The sequence below is a fragment of the Kitasatospora sp. NPDC059803 genome (assembly GCF_042732255.1).
GTDB lineage: Bacteria > Actinomycetota > Actinomycetes > Streptomycetales > Streptomycetaceae > Kitasatospora.
This window is the reverse complement of the sequence record NZ_JBHWIJ010000012.1, coordinates 9071-30031: the sequence shown is the minus strand read 5'-3', so window position 1 is coordinate 30031 and position 20961 is coordinate 9071. Positions and strand designations below refer to the sequence as shown.

Annotated in this window: 19 protein-coding genes; 11 read left to right on the top strand and 8 right to left on the bottom strand. The window is 72.1% G+C overall.

Translation table 11 applies throughout. The features are described 5' to 3' along the window. Positions 1 to 67: 67 nt before the first annotated feature. The 3 genes from ACFV6I_RS03605 (at position 68) to ACFV6I_RS03595 (ending at position 4819) form a co-directional block, all read left to right on the top strand. Positions 68 to 1378, top strand: coding sequence for an MFS transporter (locus ACFV6I_RS03605; protein WP_208869239.1), 1311 nt, complete (start codon positions 68 to 70; stop codon positions 1376 to 1378). A 457-nt stretch (positions 1379 to 1835) separates the two neighbouring features. Then, the gene (locus ACFV6I_RS03600) at positions 1836 to 1985 is read left to right on the top strand and encodes a hypothetical protein (protein ID WP_380372373.1); all 150 of its coding nucleotides are present in this window, start codon (positions 1836 to 1838) and stop codon (positions 1983 to 1985) included. Beyond that, complete coding sequence (locus ACFV6I_RS03595; RefSeq protein WP_380423450.1) at positions 1982 to 4819, top strand: hypothetical protein; 2838 nt, start codon at positions 1982 to 1984, stop codon at positions 4817 to 4819. The genes ACFV6I_RS03600 and ACFV6I_RS03595 overlap by 4 nt, the downstream gene beginning before the upstream one ends. An 87-nt stretch (positions 4820 to 4906) precedes the next feature. Here ACFV6I_RS03595 and ACFV6I_RS03590 read toward each other — a convergent pair whose 3' ends face one another. Continuing rightward, entirely contained in the window at positions 4907 to 5446 is a 540-nt protein-coding gene (locus ACFV6I_RS03590; RefSeq protein ID WP_063352197.1) for a hypothetical protein, read from the bottom strand. 366 nt (positions 5447 to 5812) lie between these two features. On the opposite strand from ACFV6I_RS03590, the gene ACFV6I_RS03585 reads away from it, so the two are divergent. From ACFV6I_RS03585 to glsA, 3 genes are all read left to right on the top strand, one after another. Beyond that, positions 5813 to 6235, top strand: coding sequence for a DUF6325 family protein (locus ACFV6I_RS03585; protein ID WP_063352198.1), 423 nt, complete (start codon positions 5813 to 5815; stop codon positions 6233 to 6235). A 47-nt stretch (positions 6236 to 6282) separates the two neighbouring features. Continuing rightward, positions 6283 to 6582, top strand: a complete 300-nt coding sequence (locus ACFV6I_RS03580) for an SHOCT domain-containing protein (protein ID WP_380423449.1) — start codon at positions 6283 to 6285, stop codon at positions 6580 to 6582. Between the two features lie 76 nt (positions 6583 to 6658). After that, on the top strand, positions 6659 to 7885 hold the full coding sequence (glsA, locus tag ACFV6I_RS03575; RefSeq protein ID WP_380423448.1) for a glutaminase A: 1227 nt from the start codon (positions 6659 to 6661) through the stop codon (positions 7883 to 7885). A gap of 35 nt (positions 7886 to 7920) precedes the next feature. Here glsA and ACFV6I_RS03570 read toward each other — a convergent pair whose 3' ends face one another. The 3 genes from ACFV6I_RS03570 to ACFV6I_RS03560 are packed head-to-tail and all read right to left on the bottom strand — an operon-like array spanning position 7921 to position 13088. Beyond that, entirely contained in the window at positions 7921 to 9729 is a 1809-nt protein-coding gene (locus tag ACFV6I_RS03570) for an SLC13 family permease (protein WP_380423447.1), read from the bottom strand. Positions 9730 to 9765: 36 nt separating this feature from the next. Next, on the bottom strand, positions 9766 to 11466 hold the full coding sequence (locus ACFV6I_RS03565) for an AbgT family transporter (RefSeq protein WP_380423446.1): 1701 nt from the start codon (positions 11464 to 11466) through the stop codon (positions 9766 to 9768). Further along, positions 11463 to 13088, bottom strand: a complete 1626-nt coding sequence (locus ACFV6I_RS03560; RefSeq protein WP_380423445.1) for a leucyl aminopeptidase family protein — start codon at positions 13086 to 13088, stop codon at positions 11463 to 11465. Before ACFV6I_RS03560 ends, ACFV6I_RS03565 begins: the two co-directional genes overlap by 4 nt. 202 nt (positions 13089 to 13290) lie before the next feature. On the opposite strand from ACFV6I_RS03560, the gene ACFV6I_RS03555 reads away from it, so the two are divergent. Beyond that, complete coding sequence (locus ACFV6I_RS03555) at positions 13291 to 13515, top strand: hypothetical protein (protein WP_380340301.1); 225 nt, start codon at positions 13291 to 13293, stop codon at positions 13513 to 13515. Positions 13516 to 13741: 226 nt separating this feature from the next. Here the strand turns inward: ACFV6I_RS03555 and ACFV6I_RS03550 are convergent, their stop codons facing one another. Then, positions 13742 to 14530, bottom strand: coding sequence for a hypothetical protein (locus tag ACFV6I_RS03550; RefSeq protein WP_380423444.1), 789 nt, complete (start codon positions 14528 to 14530; stop codon positions 13742 to 13744). Positions 14531 to 14916: 386 nt separating this feature from the next. Here ACFV6I_RS03550 and ACFV6I_RS03545 point away from each other — a divergent pair, with 386 nt between their 5' ends. Further along, positions 14917 to 15636, top strand: coding sequence for a hypothetical protein (locus ACFV6I_RS03545; protein WP_380423443.1), 720 nt, complete (start codon positions 14917 to 14919; stop codon positions 15634 to 15636). 76 nt (positions 15637 to 15712) lie between these two features. On the opposite strand, the gene ACFV6I_RS03540 is transcribed toward ACFV6I_RS03545, so the two are convergent. Then, positions 15713 to 15961, bottom strand: coding sequence for a DUF6093 family protein (locus ACFV6I_RS03540; protein ID WP_380423466.1), 249 nt, complete (start codon positions 15959 to 15961; stop codon positions 15713 to 15715). A gap of 154 nt (positions 15962 to 16115) precedes the next feature. Between ACFV6I_RS03540 and ACFV6I_RS03535 the strand changes: the two genes are divergently transcribed. Next, complete coding sequence (locus ACFV6I_RS03535; protein ID WP_380423442.1) at positions 16116 to 16940, top strand: SAM-dependent methyltransferase; 825 nt, start codon at positions 16116 to 16118, stop codon at positions 16938 to 16940. Positions 16941 to 16986: 46 nt separating this feature from the next. Further along, positions 16987 to 17658 carry a hypothetical protein gene (locus tag ACFV6I_RS03530; protein ID WP_380423441.1) on the top strand — a complete coding sequence of 224 codons (672 nt, stop codon included), beginning with the start codon at positions 16987 to 16989 and terminating at the stop codon, positions 17656 to 17658. 52 nt (positions 17659 to 17710) lie between these two features. On the opposite strand, the gene ACFV6I_RS03525 is transcribed toward ACFV6I_RS03530, so the two are convergent. After that, a complete protein-coding gene (locus ACFV6I_RS03525; RefSeq protein WP_380423440.1) occupies positions 17711 to 19003 on the bottom strand; it encodes a cytochrome P450 in 1293 nt (430 codons plus the stop codon). Positions 19004 to 19171: 168 nt separating this feature from the next. Here ACFV6I_RS03525 and ACFV6I_RS03520 point away from each other — a divergent pair, with 168 nt between their 5' ends. Beyond that, complete coding sequence (locus ACFV6I_RS03520; protein ID WP_380423439.1) at positions 19172 to 19729, top strand: adenylate kinase; 558 nt, start codon at positions 19172 to 19174, stop codon at positions 19727 to 19729. 60 nt (positions 19730 to 19789) lie between these two features. Here the strand turns inward: ACFV6I_RS03520 and ACFV6I_RS03515 are convergent, their stop codons facing one another. After that, the gene (locus ACFV6I_RS03515) at positions 19790 to 20791 is read right to left on the bottom strand and encodes a LacI family DNA-binding transcriptional regulator (protein WP_380423438.1); all 1002 of its coding nucleotides are present in this window, start codon (positions 20789 to 20791) and stop codon (positions 19790 to 19792) included. Positions 20792 to 20961: the final 170 nt, after the last annotated feature.

Below are 20961 nucleotides of genomic sequence, written 5' to 3'. Positions count from 1 at the left end.
CGCAGTGTCCCGCAGTCCTTCATCGTGGAAAAGTGGAACAGCAGAGAGGTAGTCGATGCTCGACAAGGTGCGACAGCCACTGAAACACCGGCCCTTCCGGCGGGTGTGGCTGGGCGAGACCGTCTCCCTGGTGGGGGACTACAGCTTCGAGGTCGCCTTCATCTGGCTGATCCTGAACGAGACCGGATCGACGACCACGCTGGCCACGATCCTGCTCGTCCAGGCCGTCCCCCGGGGCGTGCTGATGCTGGTGGGCGGCGCGGTGACCGACCGGCTCTCCCCGCGCGCCGTCATGTTCTGCTCCCACACGCTCAGGGGGCTCGCCGTCGCCACGCTGGGGCTGATCGCCCTGACCGACCACGTGAGCACGTGGCACCTCTACGCCCTCGGCGCGCTCACCGGCGTCGCCGAAGCGTTCTTCTGGCCGGCCGCCGGCAGCATCATCCCCTCCCTCCTGCCGCCCGAGCACCTCGCCCGGGGCAACGCGCTCGTCGGCTTCGGAGAGCAGGGGGCCCGACTGCTGGGGCCGATCCTGGGCGGCGCCCTCGTGGCCGCGGTGGGGACGTCGACCACCATCCTGCTCAACGCCTTCACCTTCTTCTTCGCCGCCCTGACGGTCTTCGGCGCACCCCGCAGACAACCGGCCGACCAGGCGGGCGACCAGACTTCCGACCAGTCCTCCGACCAGGCGGGCGAGGCCGACGAGGGCGCCAAGTCGTTCACGGCGATCCGCCGGGAGATCGTCGAAGGGCTCCGCTACGCCGGACGCAGCCGGGAGATCCGCACCGTCCTCCTGCTCATCGGCGCGGCGGCCCTCAGCTACAGCGGCCTCTTCAGCGTGGGGCTGCCCGCGCTGGCCAAGACCTTCCCCCAGGGCTCACTCGCGCTGGGCGTCCTGCTGTCCGCCTGGGGGCTGGGGCAGCTGATCGGCACCATCGGCGCGGTCTTCACCGGGCTGCCGCGCCGCTGGGGACTGCTCATCATCGGGATGACGCTCTGCGAGGGGACCGCCTTCGTGCTGCTGGGCTTCCTTCCCAGCGTGTGGAGCGCGGCGGTGGTGCTCACCCTGCTGGGGATCGGCGTCGCGTACTCCAGCGACGTCGCGCTGCCGACGTTCATCCAGACCAGGACCCCGACGGACGTGCTGGGCCGGGTCAGCAGCGTGATGGAACTGCCCCGGGCCACGCTGGAACCGCTCTCCATCGCGGCCATGGGCCTGCTGGTCGGCTGGGACATACAGTGGGCGTTCGTGCTGGCCGCGATCCCCATGCTGGCCGTCGGCCTCCACCTGGCCCTCGACCGCGAGGCCCGCGCGCTGAGCACCACGGCCCCGGAGGAGCATCCGGCGGCCAAGGATCCGGACCCCCTCGTCTTATAGGCCCCGCCCGCCGGTGGTGGCCGGTGATCTCGAATGACCGCGCTTTCCGGCTGAAATTCCGGATTTCTCGGACAATGCGGCAGAACATCGTTATCGAATCTCCTCCGGAACGGGTTCGGCCACGGCCACCACCGGGCCGGTGGCGGCCCGGGCCAACGGATGCAGCGGCTTGCCGGTTCACAATTCCGAGCGGAAAATTCGGGAAAGGAATTTCCCCTGGTCAAAGGGGTGCGGCGATACCGGAATTGTGAAGTGTGCATGGCATTTGTTCCTTGCTTACTTGATTCGCGCAAATCCCTTCCGTTCCCGGAGCGAATCTGACAGCATCGTCCGCTATCCGGCGACCGAATGTCGGTGATCACTGCACCGGCATGCCCGCGAGGTGTCCGTCCATGGCCGATATGTGCCTGGATCGGAGCAATGGGTGGGGCCGGGACGCGACCGGGGGGAGAACCTGATGCTCGGCTTCGTCGTGCGCCGACCGTACGGGCGCCGACCGCGCGGGCGACGGCCGCTGGCGGCTGCCGCCCCGCTGCTGTCGGCCTTCCCCACCGGACGCCGCCGTCGAGACGTGGCCACCCGGCTGCGCCACGTGGAGGAGATGTGACCCCCCGGGCCGGCACCACCGTGCCCACCCCTTCGCCCGCGCCCGGAACCGCTCCCGGGACACCCCACCGCCCCGCGCGCTGGGTCCGCACCAGGCTGCGGGCGAACCCGCTGGCCGCGCTGCTCATGGCGGCCCTGGCATTCGTCGCCGTCTTCCTGGCGGCGGCCTTCCCCCGCATCGCGGACCGGGGCGCGGACACCGCGCTCCAGGACTTCGTCAGTCAGAAGGGCCTCAACCAGACCAGCCTGCAGACCACGTCCAAGACGCGGGACGACGACAAGGCCGCCGCACTCGACCGGGTGCAGCAGCAGCTCACCGAGATGGTCGGTCGGCAGCTGACGCTGACCCAGTCGGGCCAGGCCTACGGCGCCCGCGCCCTGGGCGACCGCGGCATGGGCAATCCGGAGTACGACCGGTTCGCGGAAAGGAGGACCGACCCGGTCCTCGGCCTGCTCTACCTGCACGACCTGGCCGCCCGGGCCACCCTCACCGACGGCACCTGGCCGACCCCCGCCGCCGCCGCCGGCGGTCCGCTGCCGATCGTGATCAGCAAGAAGGCCGCCGAGAGCATCCACATCAAGCTCGGTGACGTCATCGACAACGGCACCGAGGGTTCGGGCGCCAAGCGGACCACCGCGGTGGTCGGCCTGTACCAGATCAACGACCCCCAGGACCCGTTCTGGGACGAGCTCGGCTGCCCGGCCCGCGCCTGCCTGAGGACCGACCCCCAGCAGGAACACTGGATGACCAGCGGATTCGTCGACGGCGACAGCCTGCCCGCGCTGGCCCGCTGGGGTTCGAACGCCGAGAACTTCTGGCGGCTGCCCGTCGACGCCGCCTCGCTGCACGCCGACCAGCTCGACCGCACCCGCGGCATCCTCAGCTCCTTCCTGACCGGGCGCGACTCCACCGCCCTGGCCGACGCGACCCGGCGTACCGACCTGCACACCTCCTCGGGCCTTCCCGAGATCCTCACCCGGGCGAACGACCGCTACCAGGCCTCGCTACCGCTCAGCACGATCGGCCCGGTCGCCGTGGCGGGCGTCGCCACCGTGGTGCTGTTCCTGGCCGCCGCCCTCACCACCGACCGGCGCGCCGCCGAGATCAGGCTGCTCCAGGCCCGCGGCGGCTCCCGTGCCGGGGTGCTGCGACGGCTGATCGGCGAGGGTGCCGTCACCGTTCTGCCGGCCGCCGTGCTCGGAACGGCCCTCGCCCTGGTGCTGCTGCCCACCCCCCGGTGGGACCGCTCGGTGCTGGCGGCCCTGGCCGCGGCCCTGATCGCGCTGCTGGCCTTCCCGGCCCGCGCGGCCCTGCTGTGGGCACGCAGGCGGCCGGCCGGCGGCCGACGCCGACTGGTCGGCGAACTCGCCGTCCTCGCGGTCACCGCCGCGGCCGTGGCGGAGGTCCGGCGCCGGGGCGTCGGTACCGGCTCCGGGCTGGATCCGCTGCTGGTGGCCGCCCCGCTCCTGCTCGCCGTCACCGGCGGCCTGCTGCTGGCCCGCATCGAGCCGATGGTGGTCGGCTGGCTGGCCGCCCTCGTCGGCCGGGGCCGCGGCCTGATCGGCTTCCTCGGCCTGGCCCGCGCCGCCCGCGACAGCTCGGGCCGCCGCCGGCCCTCCGCACTGCCGCTGCTCGCCCTGGTGATCGCCGTCACCACGACCGGCTTCGGCGCCACCGTGCTCGACACCGTCGATCACGCCCGGACCCGCGCCGCGCGCATCTCCACGGGCGGGGACATCGGCGTCTCCCTCCCCGGCTACGCCACCCTGTCCGAGTCGTTCACCAAGGCCGCCGACGCCCTGCCCGGCGTACGGGCCTCGACCGCGGCCTGGGTCGAGCCCAAAGCCCGCATCGCCGGCGCCGACCAGCACTACACCGAGGCCTACCTGGTGATGGTGACCGATCCGGCGGCGTACGCCGAAATCGCCCGGACCCTCGGAGCCGGCGGGTTCGACCCGGCGAAGCTGGCCGGGGCGGCCGGCGGCCGGGACACCCCGGTGCCCGCGCTGGTCAGCCGCGACCTGGCCGAGCGCCTGGCCGCAGGGTCGTCCCAGGTGCGCACGCCCAACGGCAACGACCTGCGCCTCTCCGTCGCCGGGACCGTCGGCGCCACCCCCGCCCTGCCCGACCCGGGCAGGCCGTTCGTCGTCGTTCCCGCCGGCCCCGCCTGGGAGCGACTGCCGGACGCCAAGCGGGTGAACAAGTGGTTCGCCGTCGGCGAGGTCGACCCCGAAGCGGTCAGGACGGCACTACGGGACAACGGCGGGGTCCAGCCGACCGGCCTGGCCAAGATGATCGCGGACGACGCCGCGGCCGTCGGCAAGGCCGTCCACGGCCTGCCCGCGGGATACACGGTGCACAGCAGCCGGGAGACCGTCGCCGAGCTCGGCGGCGACCCGCTGCAGCACGCCGCCGGGCGGCTGTTCTGGTACTCGGGTGCCGCCGGCGCCGGGTTCGCCCTGCTCGCCGTGCTGCTGACGCTGTTCCGGGCCGCGCCCGACCGCACGGCCGTGCTCGCCCGGCTGCGCACCATGGGCCTGCGGCCCCGCCAGGGGCTGGCCCTGATCGTCGCCGAGGCGCTGCCGCAGACCCTGGCGGCCGCCGTCGGCGGCGGGCTGGTCGCGGTGGCGGCGGTCGCCCTGCTGGGCGGCGCGTTCGACATCTCGACCCTGGTCGGCGCCAGGGTCGGGGAGCTCGTCACCCCCGCGCTGATGCCGGTGCTGCTGCCCACCGCGGGCCTGGCCCTGCTGGTCGGCCTCGGGGTGGTGCTGGAGACGCTGGTCACCGGCCGGCGCCAGATCGCCACCGAACTGCGGGCGGGCGAGCAGTCGTGACACCGCGACGGCGGCTCTCCGCGATCACCGGCTGACCGGCCCGCGACCCCCGGGGGGAGGGCCCACCGTGGCGCAGTGCGCCGCGCCTCAGCCCTGGTCCAGCTTGGACAGGGCGTCGGTGATCAGGCGGGTCGCGAAGTCGTGGTCGTCGCCGGAGACCCGGTTGACGTGCTCCGCGAGCAGGGTGGCCGTGGCTTCCAGGGGGTTCATCTCGGCGCCGGTCCATGGTCCGTACTGCGCGCGCCACAGGTTGGGGCTCAGACCGCTGCCCGCGGCGATCACCAGGCCGGCCATGGTGGGGATGACCTCGGGGCGGAAGGTCCTGGGCATCATGCGCATCGTGGCCACGAGGGTGGGCACCACGTGCTCGATGACGTCCTTGTCGTGCTCCTCGCAGGCCGACCGCAGCCAGTTCATGAAGAGGTAGATGAGCGTGCACGCGCCGTCCAGCAGCGCGTTGAACTCGTCGGGGCCCACGGATGCGGCGAACTCGTCGACCAGCCGCTGCTGTTCGGGGTCCGTCCCGGTCTTACCGTCGTAGACGGCCTTGAGCCGGGAGTCGATCATCATGAGCGCGGTGCTCACATCGCCGACGGCGGCGTATCGGGGGTCACAAGGCGATGACACAGGACTCCTCCTCACACGGCCGCGGCGGGTGCGCGGCAGGTCCGGTCGCAGGGTTCTTCGGCCGGTCGGGTCACCCGCCCGACGGTACCGCTCCCCGTCGCGGCCGGGCGCGTGTTTCCGCTCCTCGCACACGCCTCGGCGGGCCGCCCGCGCTCACCCGTCCGCGGCGGCTTTCCGCAGGTCCCGGCGGTGCGGCGGATCGCCGGGGGCGGTGGTGCAACCCCCGGCGATCCGGTTCCACTCGTCAACAGCGCGCCCTCAGTACGTCATCAGTACGGGTGAGCCGTCCGCGCGGTCGCGGCGGCGCCGGGCTCGACGGAGGATGAAGGCAGGGGCGGGGACGCGATGCGGAAGGGGCGTGACGCCATGGACGTCGGGCCGGTCGAGTACGCCGTCATGGCCTTCCCGGGCAACCGGTTCCGGGGGGCGATCCTGCCGGAGCTCAAGCGCCTGACCTCCGAGGGGATCATCCGCATCCTCGACCTCACCTTCATCAAGAGGGACGAGCAGGGCGCGGTCCGCGTCCTCGAACTCGATGCCCTGGACAGCGACGAAGCGGCCGTGTTCGCCGAGCTGGACGGCGAGATCATGGGCCTGCTGAGCGACGAGGACCTGGCCAGCATCTGTGACGAGATCCCGGCGGGGTGCTCGGCGGCGATCATCGTCTGGGAGCACCGCTGGGCCGCGCCGCTGCTACGGGCACTCGACGACGCGGACGGGATCCTCGTCACGCGCGAGCACGTGCCGCACACCGTGGTGGCGGCCGATCTCGCCGCGATCGGACTCTGAAGGATCGGACTCTCGAAGGGGAGCCGGACTCCGAGAAGGAGGCTGTCATGATCGGCCGCCGTCTGTCGCGCGGCGGGCGCCCGGGGCTCATCGGCACCGCCGCCCGCACCGCCGTCATCGCCGGGACCGCCACGTCCGTGTCGAGCAGGGTCGCCGCCCGGCACCAGCAGGCCACCGCGCCGGAGCCTCCGCCAGCGCCCGCGCCTCAGCCCGCACCGGCCGCACCGGCCGCCGCGCCGAACGACCAGACGCTCGCCCAGCTCGAACGCCTCGTCGAACTGCGGCAGAGCGGCATGCTGACCGACGACGAGTTCACGGCGGCCAAGCAACGCTTCCTCACCTCGTGAATCCCCTCCGCCGGGCGGCCCCCGCACGGGGGCAGGGCCCGACCGGGCCCGCGCGCCGCGCCGCCGTGGTGCGGTGATGGAACCCGTGACGGCGGTGCTCGCCGAACTCGTCGAACGGCACCGCGCCGACACCGCCGGTGACGTCGCCCGCTACATCCCCGAACTCGCCCGCGCCGACCCGCACGCCTTCGGCCTCGCCATGGTCAGCGTCCAGGGCCACGCCTACCAGGCCGGTGACGCGTCGGCTGCCTTCACGATCCAGTCGGTCTCGAAGCCGTTCGTGTACTCGCTGGCGCTGTCGGAGCTGGGCCTGGCGGAGGTGGCCAGGAGGGTCGGGTTCGAGCCGAGCGGGGAGCCGTTCAACGCGATCAGCCTGGAGGCGGGCACCGGGCGCCCGGCGAACCCGCTGATCAACGCCGGGGCGATCGTGACGACCGCGCTGATCGGCGGCGACGGCGAGGCCGCGTTCGAACGGATCCGCGACACCCTGTCGGGCTTCGCCGGCCGCCGGCTGACGGTCGACGAGGACGTCTACCGGTCCGAGGCCGCCACCGGGGACCGCAACCGGGCGCTGGCCTACCTCACGCTCTCCCAGGGCGTGCTGGAGCGCCCGGCCCAGCAGGCCTGCGACGTGTACTTCCGCCAGTGCGCGATCGAGGTCACCGCCGTCGACCTGGCCGTCATGGGCGCCACGCTGGCCAACGGCGGGCGCAACCCGGTGACCGGGCGCCGCGTCGTGGACGCCGACGCGGCGGGCGCCACGCTGTCGGTCATGGCCACCTGCGGCATGTACGACCACAGCGGCGAATGGATGCTGAGGGTCGGCCTGCCGGCCAAGAGCGGTGTCGGCGGAGGGGTCTGCGCCGTGAGCCCCGGCCAGTTCGGCGTCGGCGTGTTCAGCCCCCCGCTGGACCCTCAGGGCAACAGCGTCCGCGCGAGCGCCGTCCTGCGCGAGCTGTCCACCGAACTGGGCCTGCACGTCCTGCGGCACACCGAGCGTGCCCGCTCACCGCTCCAGGCGGTGCGCACCGACCACGGCGCGCACCACCTGGAGCTGCTGGGCGACCTCGGTTTCGCGGCCGCCGAGGAGATCGTCCACTGCGTCCGCCGCCTGGCCCGCGACCAGCCCCGGCCGCTGGTCACGGTCGACCTCTCCCACGTCACCGCCGTGCGCCCGATCGCCCGCAGGCTGCTGGCCGACTGCGCCGCCGGCCTCCGGGCCCGGACGACGGTGCGCTTCGTCGACCCCGCGGGCCTGGTCCGCAGGCCGCCCGCAGACCGGAGCGACACCCCGGCCGAGTAACCGTCCACAAGCCCGATCACGGCGGCCGGCTCCGTTCACAGCGGCCAGACCAGGGGAACGACGGTCGTGGCGACGACGAGGTACCAGACCAGGACCGGCAGGCCGAGCCGCCAGTAGTCACCGAACCGGTAGCCGCCGGGGCTCATGACCATGAGGTTCGCGGCGGTGGCCACCGGCGTGAGCAGGGCCGCCGCGGCGGGGACCGCGACGCACATCAGGACGGGCAGGACGGAGACCCCGGCGTCGCGGGCGGCGTTGACGGCGATCGGGGCGACGATCAGCGCGGTCGCCATGTTGCTGATGAACTGGCCCAGTACGGCGGTGAGGACGAACACCGCGAGCAGCAGCAGCCGGCCGTTGCCGGAGGCCGCGGTGACGACGAGGTGGGCGACCTCCTCCGCCGCTCCGGAGGATTTCATGGCCTCGGAGAGCGGGAACATGCCGCCGACGATGACCAGGGTGGTCCAGGAGATGCCGCCGTAGGCCTGGTCGACGCGCACCACGCCCAGGGCGACCAGGAGCAGCGCCGCGAGGGTCGCGGCGACGGCCGGCGGTGTGGCGCCGGAGGCGAGCAGAGCGATCATGCCGCCGAGCACGGCGAGGGCCCGCACGGCGGCGCCCCCTGGCGGGGCGGCCTGGCCGCGGATGCCGGAGGGCTGGTCGACGGCCAGCACACCGGGGCGGGCGCTGGCCCGCTCGAGTTCGTCCCACCGGCCGCGGAGCAGCAGGTGGTCGCCCGGAGCGAGCGTCAGGGGCTGGGGGGCTACGGGTCGGTCCTGGCGGTGCACGGCGAGGACGGCCAGGTCGCCGGTGCTGTCGGTCATACCGGCGAAGGCGGTCATGCCCGCGAAGGAGGAACGCGGGCTGACGACGAGTTCGAGCAGGCCCGTGTGCTGGTCCAGGAGGACGCTCGCGAGGTGGTCGTCCAACGGCGGGGGCAGGGGCTCCAGACAGTGGCGGTCGCTGAAACCGTCGATGGCGGCCGGGGTGCCCCGGAGGATGACGATGTCCCCGGCGGAGAGGGGCCCGGTGCCCCGTGGGTCATGGCCGTCGGCGGTCATGGCTCCGAGCACCAGCACCCCGTCCTGGGCCGTGGCGGCGAGCTGCTCGACCGACGCGCCGATCGCGTCCGAGCCCTGCGGGACCTGCCGGGCGGCCGAGTCGCGGGTCAGCGCGTAGTGGTCGATCAGGGTGCGGGCGTGCCGGCTCAGGTCGGCCGGGAGGGCGTCGGGTGTGCGGGCGGGCAGCAGGGCCCGCCCGAGGAAGGCGCAGATGGCGACGGTGCCGGCCAGCACCGGGAGTCCCACCACCGCGAACTCGAAGAACCCGAAGGGCCGGGCGCCGGCCGCTGCCGCGCTCTCGGAGACGATCACGTTGATGGGTGACCCGATGAGGAGCAGCAGCGAGCCGGCGTGTGCGGCGAAGGCCAGCGGCATCGCGAGCCTGGAGACGGGCAGACGGTGGCGGACGGCGAGCAGCACGGTCATCGGCAGCAGGGCCGCGACGGCTCCGTTGACCGTGATCAGGGCCGTGAGCAGGGCGGCCGCGAGCATGGTGAGGACGAGCAGGCGGCGCTCACCGGTGCCGGCGAGCGCCGCCAGTGCCCGGCCTGCCCAGGTCGTGACGCCCGTGGCCTGTAGGGCGGTGCTGACCACGAAGAGGGCGGCGATGAGGGCGACCACCGGATCGCCGAACCCGGCGAAGACCCGGTCGGCGGGCAGCAGCCCGACGGCCGGCAGCAGAAGGGCGGAGCCGAGCGCGACGAGCTCGACGGGCAACCGGTTCCACACGAACAGGGCGATGACCACGGCCAGCACGAGCAGGCACAGGACGGCGTCGCTCACCGTCTCACCCTGCTGGTGGGAAGGGCGGGCGCCGGTTCACAGCTTGACGGGTGCGCCCGGCCCCATCGGGATGCCGATGGCGTACCAGGCGACGAAGAACAGCAGCCAGGCCACCGCCACGACGACCGTGTAGGGGATCATCAGGGAGATGACGGTGCCGACGCCGGCCTGCTTCCTGAACTTCTGGCACTGCAGGACGATGAACGGCAGGTAGACCATCAGCGGGGTGACGACGTTCGTCGGGGAGTCGCCGACCCGGTAGGCGGCCAGCACGGTCTGCGGCGCGACGCCGAGGCGGATGAACAGGGGCACGAAGATCGGCGCGAAGATCGCCCACTTGGGGATGATTCCGGGGATGATCAGGTTGATGACGTAGGTCAGCAGGATGAAGGCGATCAGGAGCCAGATCGCGCCGATGTTCGCGCTCTCCAGCTGGTCGGCGAGCTGCACGGCGACCACCGTGGCGATGTTGCTGTAATTGAAGTACGAGATGAACTGGGCGATGATCAGCAGCAGGAAGATCAGGCCGCCGAGCCCGGCGAAGGTCTTGGTGATCGCGTCCATCGCGGCGGCGCTGCCGCGCAGGGTCTTCGCGCCCGCGCCGAAGGCCAGGCCCATCACCAGGAACGCGATCATGATGATGACGATCAGGCCGTCCATGAACGGCGAGTCCTCGAACAGGCTCCCCGTCTCCGGGTTGCGCAGCGGCGCGCCGGGGATGAACGCGAGCAGCGTGACGGCCACCACGAGCGCGATCAGCGAGAGGCCGGCGTAGCGCAGCCCCCGGGCCTCCGCCGCCGTGTCGACGGAGGGCTCCTCACTGTCCGCGACGGCGGCGGTGTCCTGCGGCTGCCAGGGGCCCAGGCGGGGTTCGATGATGCGTTCGGTGACGAAGGTGATGACGATGGTGAGGAACAGGGTGGAGCCGATCGCGAAGTAGTAGTTCGCGGTCAGGTTGAGGGACTGGCCGGGGTTGACGAGCCGGATCGCCTGGTTGGTGATCTCCGTCATGATGCCGTCGATCGGGGCGATGAGCAGGTTGACGCTGAAGGCCGCGCTGACCCCGCCGAAGGCCGCGGCGATCCCGGCGAGCGGGTGGCGTCCGGCGCTGATGAAGGCGACCGCCCCCAGCGGGATGAGGACGAGGTAGCCGGCGTCGGAGGCGATGCTGGACAGGATGCCGGCGAAGACGATGATCGCGGTGAGGGTCTCCGGTGGCGAGATCCTGACCAGGCGTCGGATCAGGGCCGCGATCAGTCCGGCCTCCTCCGCAAGCCCGACGCCGACCATGATGACGAGGATGACCGCGACGACGCCGAAGTCGTTGAAGTTGTGCGCCGCGGAGGTGAACAGGAACCGCACCCCGTCGCCGGACAGCAGGCTCTCGACCTTCGTCGTCTCGACGACGGTCTCGTAGCGGTGGGTGTACGTCGACTCCGGCGGCAGGTGGGTGCCCGGGTACTCGGTGCCGCCCTCGTGGACCTGCGTGGCCGGGTAGGGAACGGACTTGACCGTCTCGCTGGTGACGTGGACGTCGAACGCGGACAGGACCGCCGACAGCACGATCACCACGACGCACAGCAGCAGGAAGATGATGGCCGGGTGCGGGACCTTGTTCCCGATCTTCTCGATGGCGTCCAGGACGCGCCCCGATCCGCCGCCGGCCTTCCCGTTCCCGGAGGCGGTGGCGCTCTTGTCCTGCGGGCCGTCGGCCTGGGCGTGGGCGAGGGCGCTCACCGGCCGGCCTCCTCACTGATCGAGCGGGTGGAGTCGGTGCGCGCGGCCGTCGACGGAGGGGTGAAGGCCAGCGCGAGCTCTGCGAGCAGACGCGCGCCGAAGCCGGTGCAGCCCTTGGTGCGCCAGCCGCTCGGCTTGTCGTTCTGGGCCGGCCCGGCGATGTCGATGTGCGCCCAGGGGCGGCCGGCGACGAACTCCTCCAGGAACAGCGCGGCATGGATCGCCCCGCCGTTGGGGCCGCCCATGTTCTTCAGGTCCGCCACCTCCGAGTCCAGCTCCGGCCGGTAGCGCCGCGACAGCGGCAGCTGCCAGGCCGGCTCGCCGGTGCGGGCGGCGGCGTCCAGGACCTGATCGACCAGCGGCTGGGCGTTGCCGAACACGCCCGCTGTCTCGGCGCCGAGCGCCCGCAGACACGCGCCGGTCAAGGTGGCGATGTCCACGATCGCGTCCCCCGGCTCCTCGCCGGCCAGGACCAGGGCGTCCGCCATGACCAGGCGGCCCTCCGCGTCGGCGTTGACCACCTCCACGCTCGTGCCGCCGCGCATCCACAGCACGTCGCCCAGCTTGAGCGCCGAACCCGAGGGCATGTTGTCCGTGCACATCAGGTAGCCCGTCACGGCCGTCCGGCAGCCGAGCCCGGCCAGGACGCACAGGGCCGCCAGGATCGCGCCGGCACCGGACATGTCGTTCTTCATCGTCGCGTGCACGGCGTCGGCGGGCTTGAGGCTGATGCCGCCGGAGTCGTACGTGATGCCCTTGCCCACCAGGGCCAGCCGGGGCGTCCCGTCACCGGCGTCGGAGGGCAGGTAGGTGAGCTTGATCATGCGGGCTTCGTCCACGCCGCCCCGGTTCACGCCCAGCAGGCCGCCGCAGCCCAACTCCTCCAGCTCCCGCTGCCCGAACACCTCCACCTTCAGGCCGCACTGCGCGCCGAGCCGCACCGCGACCTCGGCCAGGTCCGGCGCGGTCAGCAGGCTGGGCGGCGCGCTGGCCAGGTCCCGGGCCAGCATCGTCGCGCGGGCCAGCCACACCCCGCGCTCGACGCCCCGCTCGACGGCCTCGCGCGAATCCGAGCCCGAGTCCGAGTCCGAGTCCGAACCCGAACCCGAACCCGAACCCGAACCCGAACCCGCCACGACCGTGACGGCCTCCAGCGCCGTGCCGGACGGCTCGCGCTTGAGCGGATCGAAGCCGTAACGGGCCAGCAGCACCCCCTCCACCAACGCCTGCGCCGCCTCCGCCGGCGTCGCACCCGCCCCGGACGGCACCACGACGCCCAGCCGCGAACGACCCGGCACCGCGAGCGCCACGGCCGCCCCGGCGTCCCTCAGCACATCCGGACCTGCCGCACCCTCCGGCCCCGTCCCGTAGAGCACGACGTCCGGCCCGTCCTCCCGGGGCACCAGCAGCACCCGGCCCGCCGCCCCCGTCATGCCGGCGGCCTCCACGGCCCCCGGGCCCAGCCCGATCCACGCCGGCACCGCCACCGCCCCTTGGACCACCGGCAGCCCCACCGCCTCCGGATCCCGCACCGCCTCCGGATCCCGGTCCGGGACGACGTCAACCCTCGGAACGCGGCTCCACGAAGGAATGAGATCGAGGGCTGCCTTGCTCTGCGCCACTGTGCTCTCCTCTGCAAGGGGCGGCGGTCCAGAGGCCGCCGGTCCCAGCAGCCGCTCCCCAGTAAGACGCACGGTCAAGGCGCTTCCAGCACACGCCACGCACTGTGCCCCCCAAACGCACGAACGCCCGGCGCCCCCGCCCGGGCGCCGGCCTGCCGGCGCACCCAGACCCCGATGAGCCGGCTCGGCGTCAGAGGAGGTCGTGCCGGGTCAGGACCGCGCGCTCGCTCTCGGCGGGGTCGAGGACGGCCAGGAACGCGGCGGCGACCGGGCCCGGGTCCTCGCCGACCGAGACGCGGGCGGTGCCCTCCCACTCCGGGTTGGCGGTCGGGCGCAGCAGCAGCTGGAATTCGGGGAGCCTTCCGACGGTGTGCCGCAGCTCGTACGAACGAACCTGGCCAGCAATGTCGTGGTCGTCGATCTCTAGGTGAGCGGTCGAGCCGCCAGGATGCGGACATGCCGCTGCTCAAGGGGTTGGCGGAGGTCATGGTCACGAGCGTAGGAGCCGCGAATGACCTGGGATCCGCGCCACAGGTCCGCCACCGCAGCAAGGTGCGGGGGCGAGACCTTGGTCTCGCCCCCGCACCTTGCTGTTGCAACCCGTCACCGGAGAGCTCGCGGCACCGGGGTACCGCTTCAGGAGCGGTTTGTTCTCACGGGTTGTCTGTCCTCAGGACCCACCCCATGTCGGCGAGCGTCTGGGAAATGGGGACGTACCACATTCCGTTGAAGCACCACGGCGTTCGAGTTCCACCGTCAGAGGTCGCTCGGCCGCCGCAGTTGGTCTCCTTCTCAAGCGACGTGATGGTTCCGCGGGCCTGGAGCTTGCCTCCGCCAAGTTCCGTGACGACAGGTCCGCCGCTGTCTCCGTTGGCGGCGGCAATGTCGTTCGGGTCCGTCTGAACGACCTGGTCAGCGAACTTGCGCCAGACTTTGTTAGGCCCTTGAATCTGCCGATCGACCTGCAGAACGCGAAGACCGCAGTGCGCCCCCGAGTTGGCGGCGGAGTGGCAGACGTAGTCCCCTACGTTGTTGCCGCCGGAACCGGAGACCTGAAGGGCATAACCGCTGCTCTCGTTCCACGGGCCGCCATAGACGTATCCGCCCGAGTGCTGGCTGTCGCGCGGGACGATACCGATCGTGTCATCGGCGGCGTTTCCGTCACCCTCGTTGACCCCTGGGTCGACCTCGACTTCGGAAAATCCCGGGATCCGATCCCGGTTCTGTTCCTCTTGCCCTCCGGTGATACGGTCGACGACCTTGTCTAGGACCTCCTGTTTCTTCATGAGCTCGATGACCTCCGGCTTGGCGGCCCCCAGCAGCGCAGCTGCACCGGTGGCACCGGCCGGCAACTTCTTCTTGGGTGCGTTGCCTGGTTGAGCCGACGGTGCGGTGAGGGCGCCATCCTCCGATATGGCGATAGCCGGAGCAATTGCGGACACCGACGCCAGTAGGGCAGTGGCTAGAATTATCCACTTCCGACCGGAGCTCCTTTTTTGAGCCATTCGGTTCCCCCCGAATTGGATTCAATCAGAGCCTTCGTGGGCCATGTTGCACCCAGCACGATAGCGCCAAGCCAACGCCCCGCACACCGCAAATAAAAGCCCCAGAAGCATCCTTGCGAGACCTTTCCGGGCACAACCGTCAGGGCTTTGCCATTTCTTGGCAATCGAACGGCGCATCTTTGAACGATTTGCCCAGTAAGTTCCGCTTCCCATCTCGCTTGACTTCGCGCACGCCATGCCGCAAGCATGGCCGCGACCGCCGGGGAGGGCTCGTGACGCAAGGTACCGTCCGTCAGATATCGAAGCGCGGACGACGGAATCGCTTGACCGCCGTGACTGCCATAGCCATTCTCGGTGGCGGCTTCGCGATCAACGCATGGGTGAACCGGGGCCCGGAAACCAAGGTCCACGAAGGCCCCGTGACCGGCCAGCTGCTGCTGCTCAGTTCCGACAGCCAGACCCTGACACTCAGCATCGGCTGGAGTTGTGAGAAGCAACCCGAGCTCGTGGCCCGCGAGACCGCCGAGACAGTAAAGGTCTCCCTGCGGCACACTGTCGCCCCGGGGTCCTGCGACCCAGGTGGCATCGGACAGATCACAACCCACCTGAACAAACCGCTCGGGACCAGGGCGCTGAACGACCCCGCAGGCAAGCCCGTCATCCACTTCGACGAGCGCAACCTTCTCCGGCCCGCGTTCCTGCCGGAGAACTACTACCCCTACCCCGCAGGCAGGATGGTCCAGTTGCCCGGCCTGGCCCCGCTCCCGACCGACACCCCCGCCTGGGCAAGCGGGTACCGGCTGGGAACGGGGCCCGAAGCGGGGTCCCTGATCATCAGCCAGACTCTCCGGAACAGCACGCCACCAGCCGGCCGGTCCACCAGCGTCAAGGGCCACCTCGCGACCATCACACAACCGGATTCTCATAGCGGACCCCGGTCGCTGACATGGTCTGACGGGACCTACACCTTCGCCGTCACCACCGGCGGCCCCCCACGACTCTCGGACGAGGAACTCATCCGCGTCGCAGAGAGCCTCGGGTAGCCGACACCACGACAAAGTCCGGTGGGGCCGTTCTGTGAACCGGCCCCACCAGAACCGGAGACCGCACCTGCTCCGGTCAGGGCAGAGCGACCTCGTCGAGGCGGGCGATCCGCGCGACTTCCACGGTGCCGGCCTCACCCGGGTCGAGGGCCTGCCAGGTCCGGCCGACCGTGCCAGCCGTCGGGTTCTTCGCGGCGATGAGGGTCACCAGGTCACCGCGCTGCGGGAGCGACGCGGACAGCGGGGTGGCGAGCCCGCACCAAGAAGCGTTGTCCTCCAGCCACCGGCTTCCGCGTTCCCATCCGGGTGAACTTTGGCGGGGCAGCCCGGTCCAGGCGCACCCAGTGCCCTAGATTTCCGATCGCACAATGAGGACGTTTCACAGGCCACAGGGACCTGTGTGAAGGACAGCCGCGCTGACCGAGTGCGGGGCGGGTTGGGACTCGAACCCACGACCAAGGGATTATGAGTCTGTTGCCGTGACCGATCGCAGCTCAGAGGACGATCAGTCGAAGCCGAGCATCGCCCGGGTCTACGACTATCTGCTCGGCGGCAAGGACAACTACGCCGTCGACCGCGAGATCGGCGACTTCTTCATCAAGGACCTGCCCGGTTCGCAGGCGGTGGCCTTCGCCAATCGCCGGGCCCTCGTTCGCGCCGTGGCGGCCATGGCCCGCGGCGGCATCTCCCAGTTCGTCGACATGGGCAGCGGCCTGCCCACCGCCGACAACGTGCACCAGGTCGCCCAGCGGCACCGTGCGGACGCGCGCGTCGTCTACGTCGACCACGACCCGGTCGTGGTCGCCCACAGCCGGGCCCTGCTGACCGCCGACGACCGCACCGCCGTGATCCGGGCGGACCTGCGCGAGCCGGAGGAGCTCTACCACGACCCCGGCCTACAGGAGTTGATCGACTTCGACGAGCCGGTGGGCGTCGTCTTCAGCGCCGTACTGCACCACCTCACCGATGCCGAACGCCCCGCCGAGCTCGCGCGCTGGTGGGTGGACCGGGTGCCGTCGGACAGTCAGGTCTACATCTCCCACTTCCGCTCCGGCGGGAACGAGGAGACCCGGCTCCTGGAGCAGAAGCTGCAGAGCAGCTTCGGCCGGGGCCAGTGGCGCACCGACGAGGAGATCACCGGCCTGTTCGACGGTCTTGAGCTCCTCGAACCGGGCCTGGTCCCCTGCTCCCTGTGGCGGCCGGACCCCGCGCCGGACGACGACGCCGCCGGAAACGGCGTGGACAGGCCCGCCCTGACGGTGTGGGAACAGCTGATCTCCTGCGCACTGGCCCGCAAGCCGTAGCCGACTCGGACCGGGAGTGTCAGTGGCGTGCTGTTGAGTGTGCGCCATGACTGTTCACCACCTGCTGGCCGCCCTGCCCAGGCCCGACGAGCTGCGCGCCCGCTGCCGGGCGCTGGCGCTGCTGGACTCGATCGTCTCCGTCCCCTACGCACCCGACCACTCGTACGTGGCCGGGTGGCGTCCGGGCGTCGATCTGGCGTGCATGGACAACGGTTCCGGTGACCAGTACGCGATCGTCTTCGACCCGGCCGGGGTGTTCCTCTACGGGTTCGACCACGAGAGCGACGCCACCCCGTGGCGGGAGGAGGACCGCGCGCACTGGCCCGGCCTGCTCGACGGCCTGCCCGGCTCGCTCGCGCACTACACGCAGGCGCCGGAGTTCCAGCTCGAAGGCTTCTTCGACGCGACCGTGTGCGCCTGGCGCGAGACGGGCGGCGCCGACTGGCGGTGCGGGCCGGTCGAGTTCGCCGACGGCGAGACGGACGGCGCCGACTGGCTGTTCGACCTGCTCACCGCCGCCGACGGTACGGAGGCGTTCGTGGGCTACGCCGAGGACTACCACGAGCGGTCCGTCGACCGGGAGGCGGTGGCGGCCGTGCTGGCAGCCGCCCCGCTCGATCGCCGGACGGTTTCCGCGCTCTCGCCCACCGCGAACTTCGACACCGTCGCCGCGTTGGCCCGCGCGCTGGGTTACCGCACCGTTCGGGAGGACAGCTGAGAAGTCGCCGGTCAGCGAGGTCGCACGACCGGCGCGATCCGAAAGAGATCCCCTAGACCAGCGGCGTGTGGCTCGGGGGTTGGAGGCGTACGGGGAGGGTCTTCAGGTGCCAGTTGAGCGGGTTGGTGCCTCGTTGCAGGTGCTCCGGGTCGACGGCGAGTTGCAGGTCGGGTACCCGGCTGAACAGGGCGGCCAGGGCGACGGCGGTCTCCTCCTGGGCGAGGTGCGCGCCCAGGCAGCGGTGTGCGCCGTGCCCGAAGCCGAGGTGGGGCTCCTTGCTGTGGCGGGTGCGGCCGAGGTCGAGGCGGTCGGGGTCGGCGAAGGCTGCAGGGTCGCGGTTGGCCGCGGACACGATCGGGAGGACGGCTTCTCCGGCGCACACCGGGGTGGCGCCGACGGTGGTGTCGCGGGTGGCGTAACGGGGCAGCGCGCGCACGACGGGCCCGCAGTAGCGCATGAGTTCGTCGACGGCGTGCGGCATGAGGGCGGGGTCCGCGCGCAGCAGGGCGAGCTGGTCGGGGTGGGCGAGGAGCGCTTCGGTGCTGTTGGCGATGAGGTTGACGGTGGTGATGTGCCCGGCGACGACCAGGTTGGTGATGAGTGAGACGAGCTCGTCGGTGCTCAGGCGGTCGTCGTGGTGGGGCGCGAGCAGTTCGGAGATGAGGTCGTCGCCGGGGTCGGCGGTGTGGAGGCCGATGAGGAGGTGGGCGTCGGCGACCATGCCGGCGAGCGCGTCGCCCAGTTCCTCGCCGCAGGTGCCGGCGGCCAGGGTGGCGCTGCGGCTCCGCCAGCGGTCGCGGTCGGCTTCGGGGACGGCGATGAGTTCGCAGATGACGGTGATGGGCAGCGGTCGGGCGAAGTGTTCGATCAGGTCGACGACGCCGTCCTCGGCGTGGTCCGGCAGGCGGTCGAGCAGGTCGGCGGCGATGGCTTCGATCCGGGGGCGCAGCGCGGCCACGCGGCGCGGGGAGAACGCGGCGGCGACCAGGCCGCGCAGACGGCGGTGGTCGGAGCCGTCCGAGTCGAAGATCCCGGCGCGCAGGTACTTCTCGTGGCCCGCGTACATGCCGCGGGCCTGCCAGGTCTGTTCGGTGCGGTGGGCCACCTTCGCGCCGGGGACGGTCGCGGCGTCGATGGTGAAGTCGGGATCGCTCATGATCGTGCGGATGTCGTCGTGGCGGGTGGCCACCCACATGGGGTCGACGCCTGGTACGCGGCCCCGCACCAGGTGCTCGCGTTCGCGGATGTGCGCGTAGGAGGTGAACGGATCGCGGACCAGCTCCTGGTCGGCCAGGTCCAGTGGTTCGTCGCCGGTCTCGGTGGTGGCCTGGCCTTGCGTCGTCATGGTGAGGCACTCCCTACGGGTGGTTGTTCCGTGACGGCATCATGGCGGCCGGGCCGCGCCCCACCTGTCGTCATCGGCACCAATCCACCCGAACGAACGTATTTCGCCCTCGGCCCGGAGACGAGGGCGGCCGTCCTCCAGGGCCACCGTCTCGCTAAGGTGGCGGTCGTGGAACGGGTGCTGATCGCGGGGATCTCAGGGGCCGGCAAGACGACGATGGCCGGACGGCTGGCCGAGCGGCTCGGTCTGCCGCGGTACGAGCTGGACGCCCTGCACCACGGCCCGAACTGGACTCCGCGCCCGGAGTTCCGCTCCGACGTCGAGGCGTTCGCGAGCACCTCGCGCTGGGTCGTCGAGGACCAGTACACCCGGCTGCTCGGTGACCTGCTGACTGCTCGGGCCGACACCTACGTCTGGCTCGACCTGCCCCGGGCCACCGTCATGTACCGCGTCCTGCGCCGCTCGTTCGCCCGCGCGCTCAGCCGCCGCGAACTCTGGAACGGCAACCGCGAGCGCTTCCGCGACTGGCTCGACCCGGAACACCCGATCCGCTGGGCCTGGGCCAGGCACTCCGCCCACCGCCGGCGCACGCTGGACCGGCTCGCGGCCCACCCCGAGCTGACGCTGGTCCACCTGACTTCGGCGCGCGCGGCGCGCAGTTGGCTGCGGGCGGTAGGCGGCCCGGCACCGGCCCCTGTCCGGGTCCGGGAGTGGGCCCGGGAGTGAAACCGTGCGGGTGGCCGGTCGTCGTCCGGGGCTGCGGCCGGTGTCCGTTCGGGGTCGGTGTCAGCCGCGCCCGGCGGTGGATGAACGGACGTGGAGTTCCCACGCGTGGGTGCGCACCACGCCCGGGTCCGCCGCGCCCGACAGCAGGTCGCTGAGCAGGGCGGCGCATTCGCGGCCGTACTCCGCCGCGCGCAGGTCCACCGCCGTCACCTGCGGGCTCGACCCGCGTGCCGCGGCGCCGTCGACGCAGGCGGCCACCAGTACCTCGGATCCGGCCCGCAGGCCTGCCCGGGCCACGGCGGCGAGCACGCCGGGCACCGCGCCGTCGGGGGCGCAGACCACGGCGTCCAGGCCCGGGGTGCCGGCGAGCAGGTCCGTGGTGGCGGCCTCGGCCTCGGTCGGCGTGGCCGCGAACGGGACCGTCCGCACGGCGACCTCGACGCCGTGGCGCCTGGTCCAGTCGGCGGCGGCGGCCCGCAGGGCGGCCGCCCAGTCGGATCCCGGGCCGGGGGCCAGCAGCGCCGGGCGGCGTGCCCCGCGCTGCGCGAGGTGGTCCAGCAGGGCGGCGAGCGAGGTGGCGTTGTCGCACACCACCGACCCGCTGGGCGCGGCCCCGCCGCCGAGGTAGCGCTCCCCGGTGACCACGGGTACGCCGGCGGCCAGCAGGCCGGGCACGGCCGGGTCGTCGACTTCGGGATCGATGACCATCAGTCCGTCGACCCGGGCGGCCAGCCCGCCCTCCGCCGCCTTCCCGGGGGCCAGCAGCACCACGTCGAGGCCGTCCTCGCGGGCCCGCTCGACGGCGCCGAACGCCAGCTTCATGTAGTAGTCGAGGCGGGTCGCCGTGCGCGGCAGGTACAGGCCCACCGCCCCGGTGCTGGAGCGGCGCAGGCTGCGCGCCGCCGAGTTCGGCCGGTAGCCGAGCTCTCGGGCCGCGGCCTGGACGCGTTCGCGCGTCGCCTCGGCCACCCGGCCGGATCCGAGGAGGGCGTCGGAGGCGGTGCTCTTGGACACCCCGGCCGCCCGGGCCACGTCGAACAGGGTCACGGATCGGCTGGTCACAGCCCGGAAGTCTAGACGCAGAACCGGAGGCCACCCGTCGTCCGGGCGCCTGCGGTACTGCTCACACCCCCTTGGCGGGCTAGTGGGCCGCACGGTTGGGGGCCGCCGGGGGCGAACGTCCGGCGGGCGGGGGGGGCCGGGGCGCCCCCCACCCCCCCCCCACCCACCCC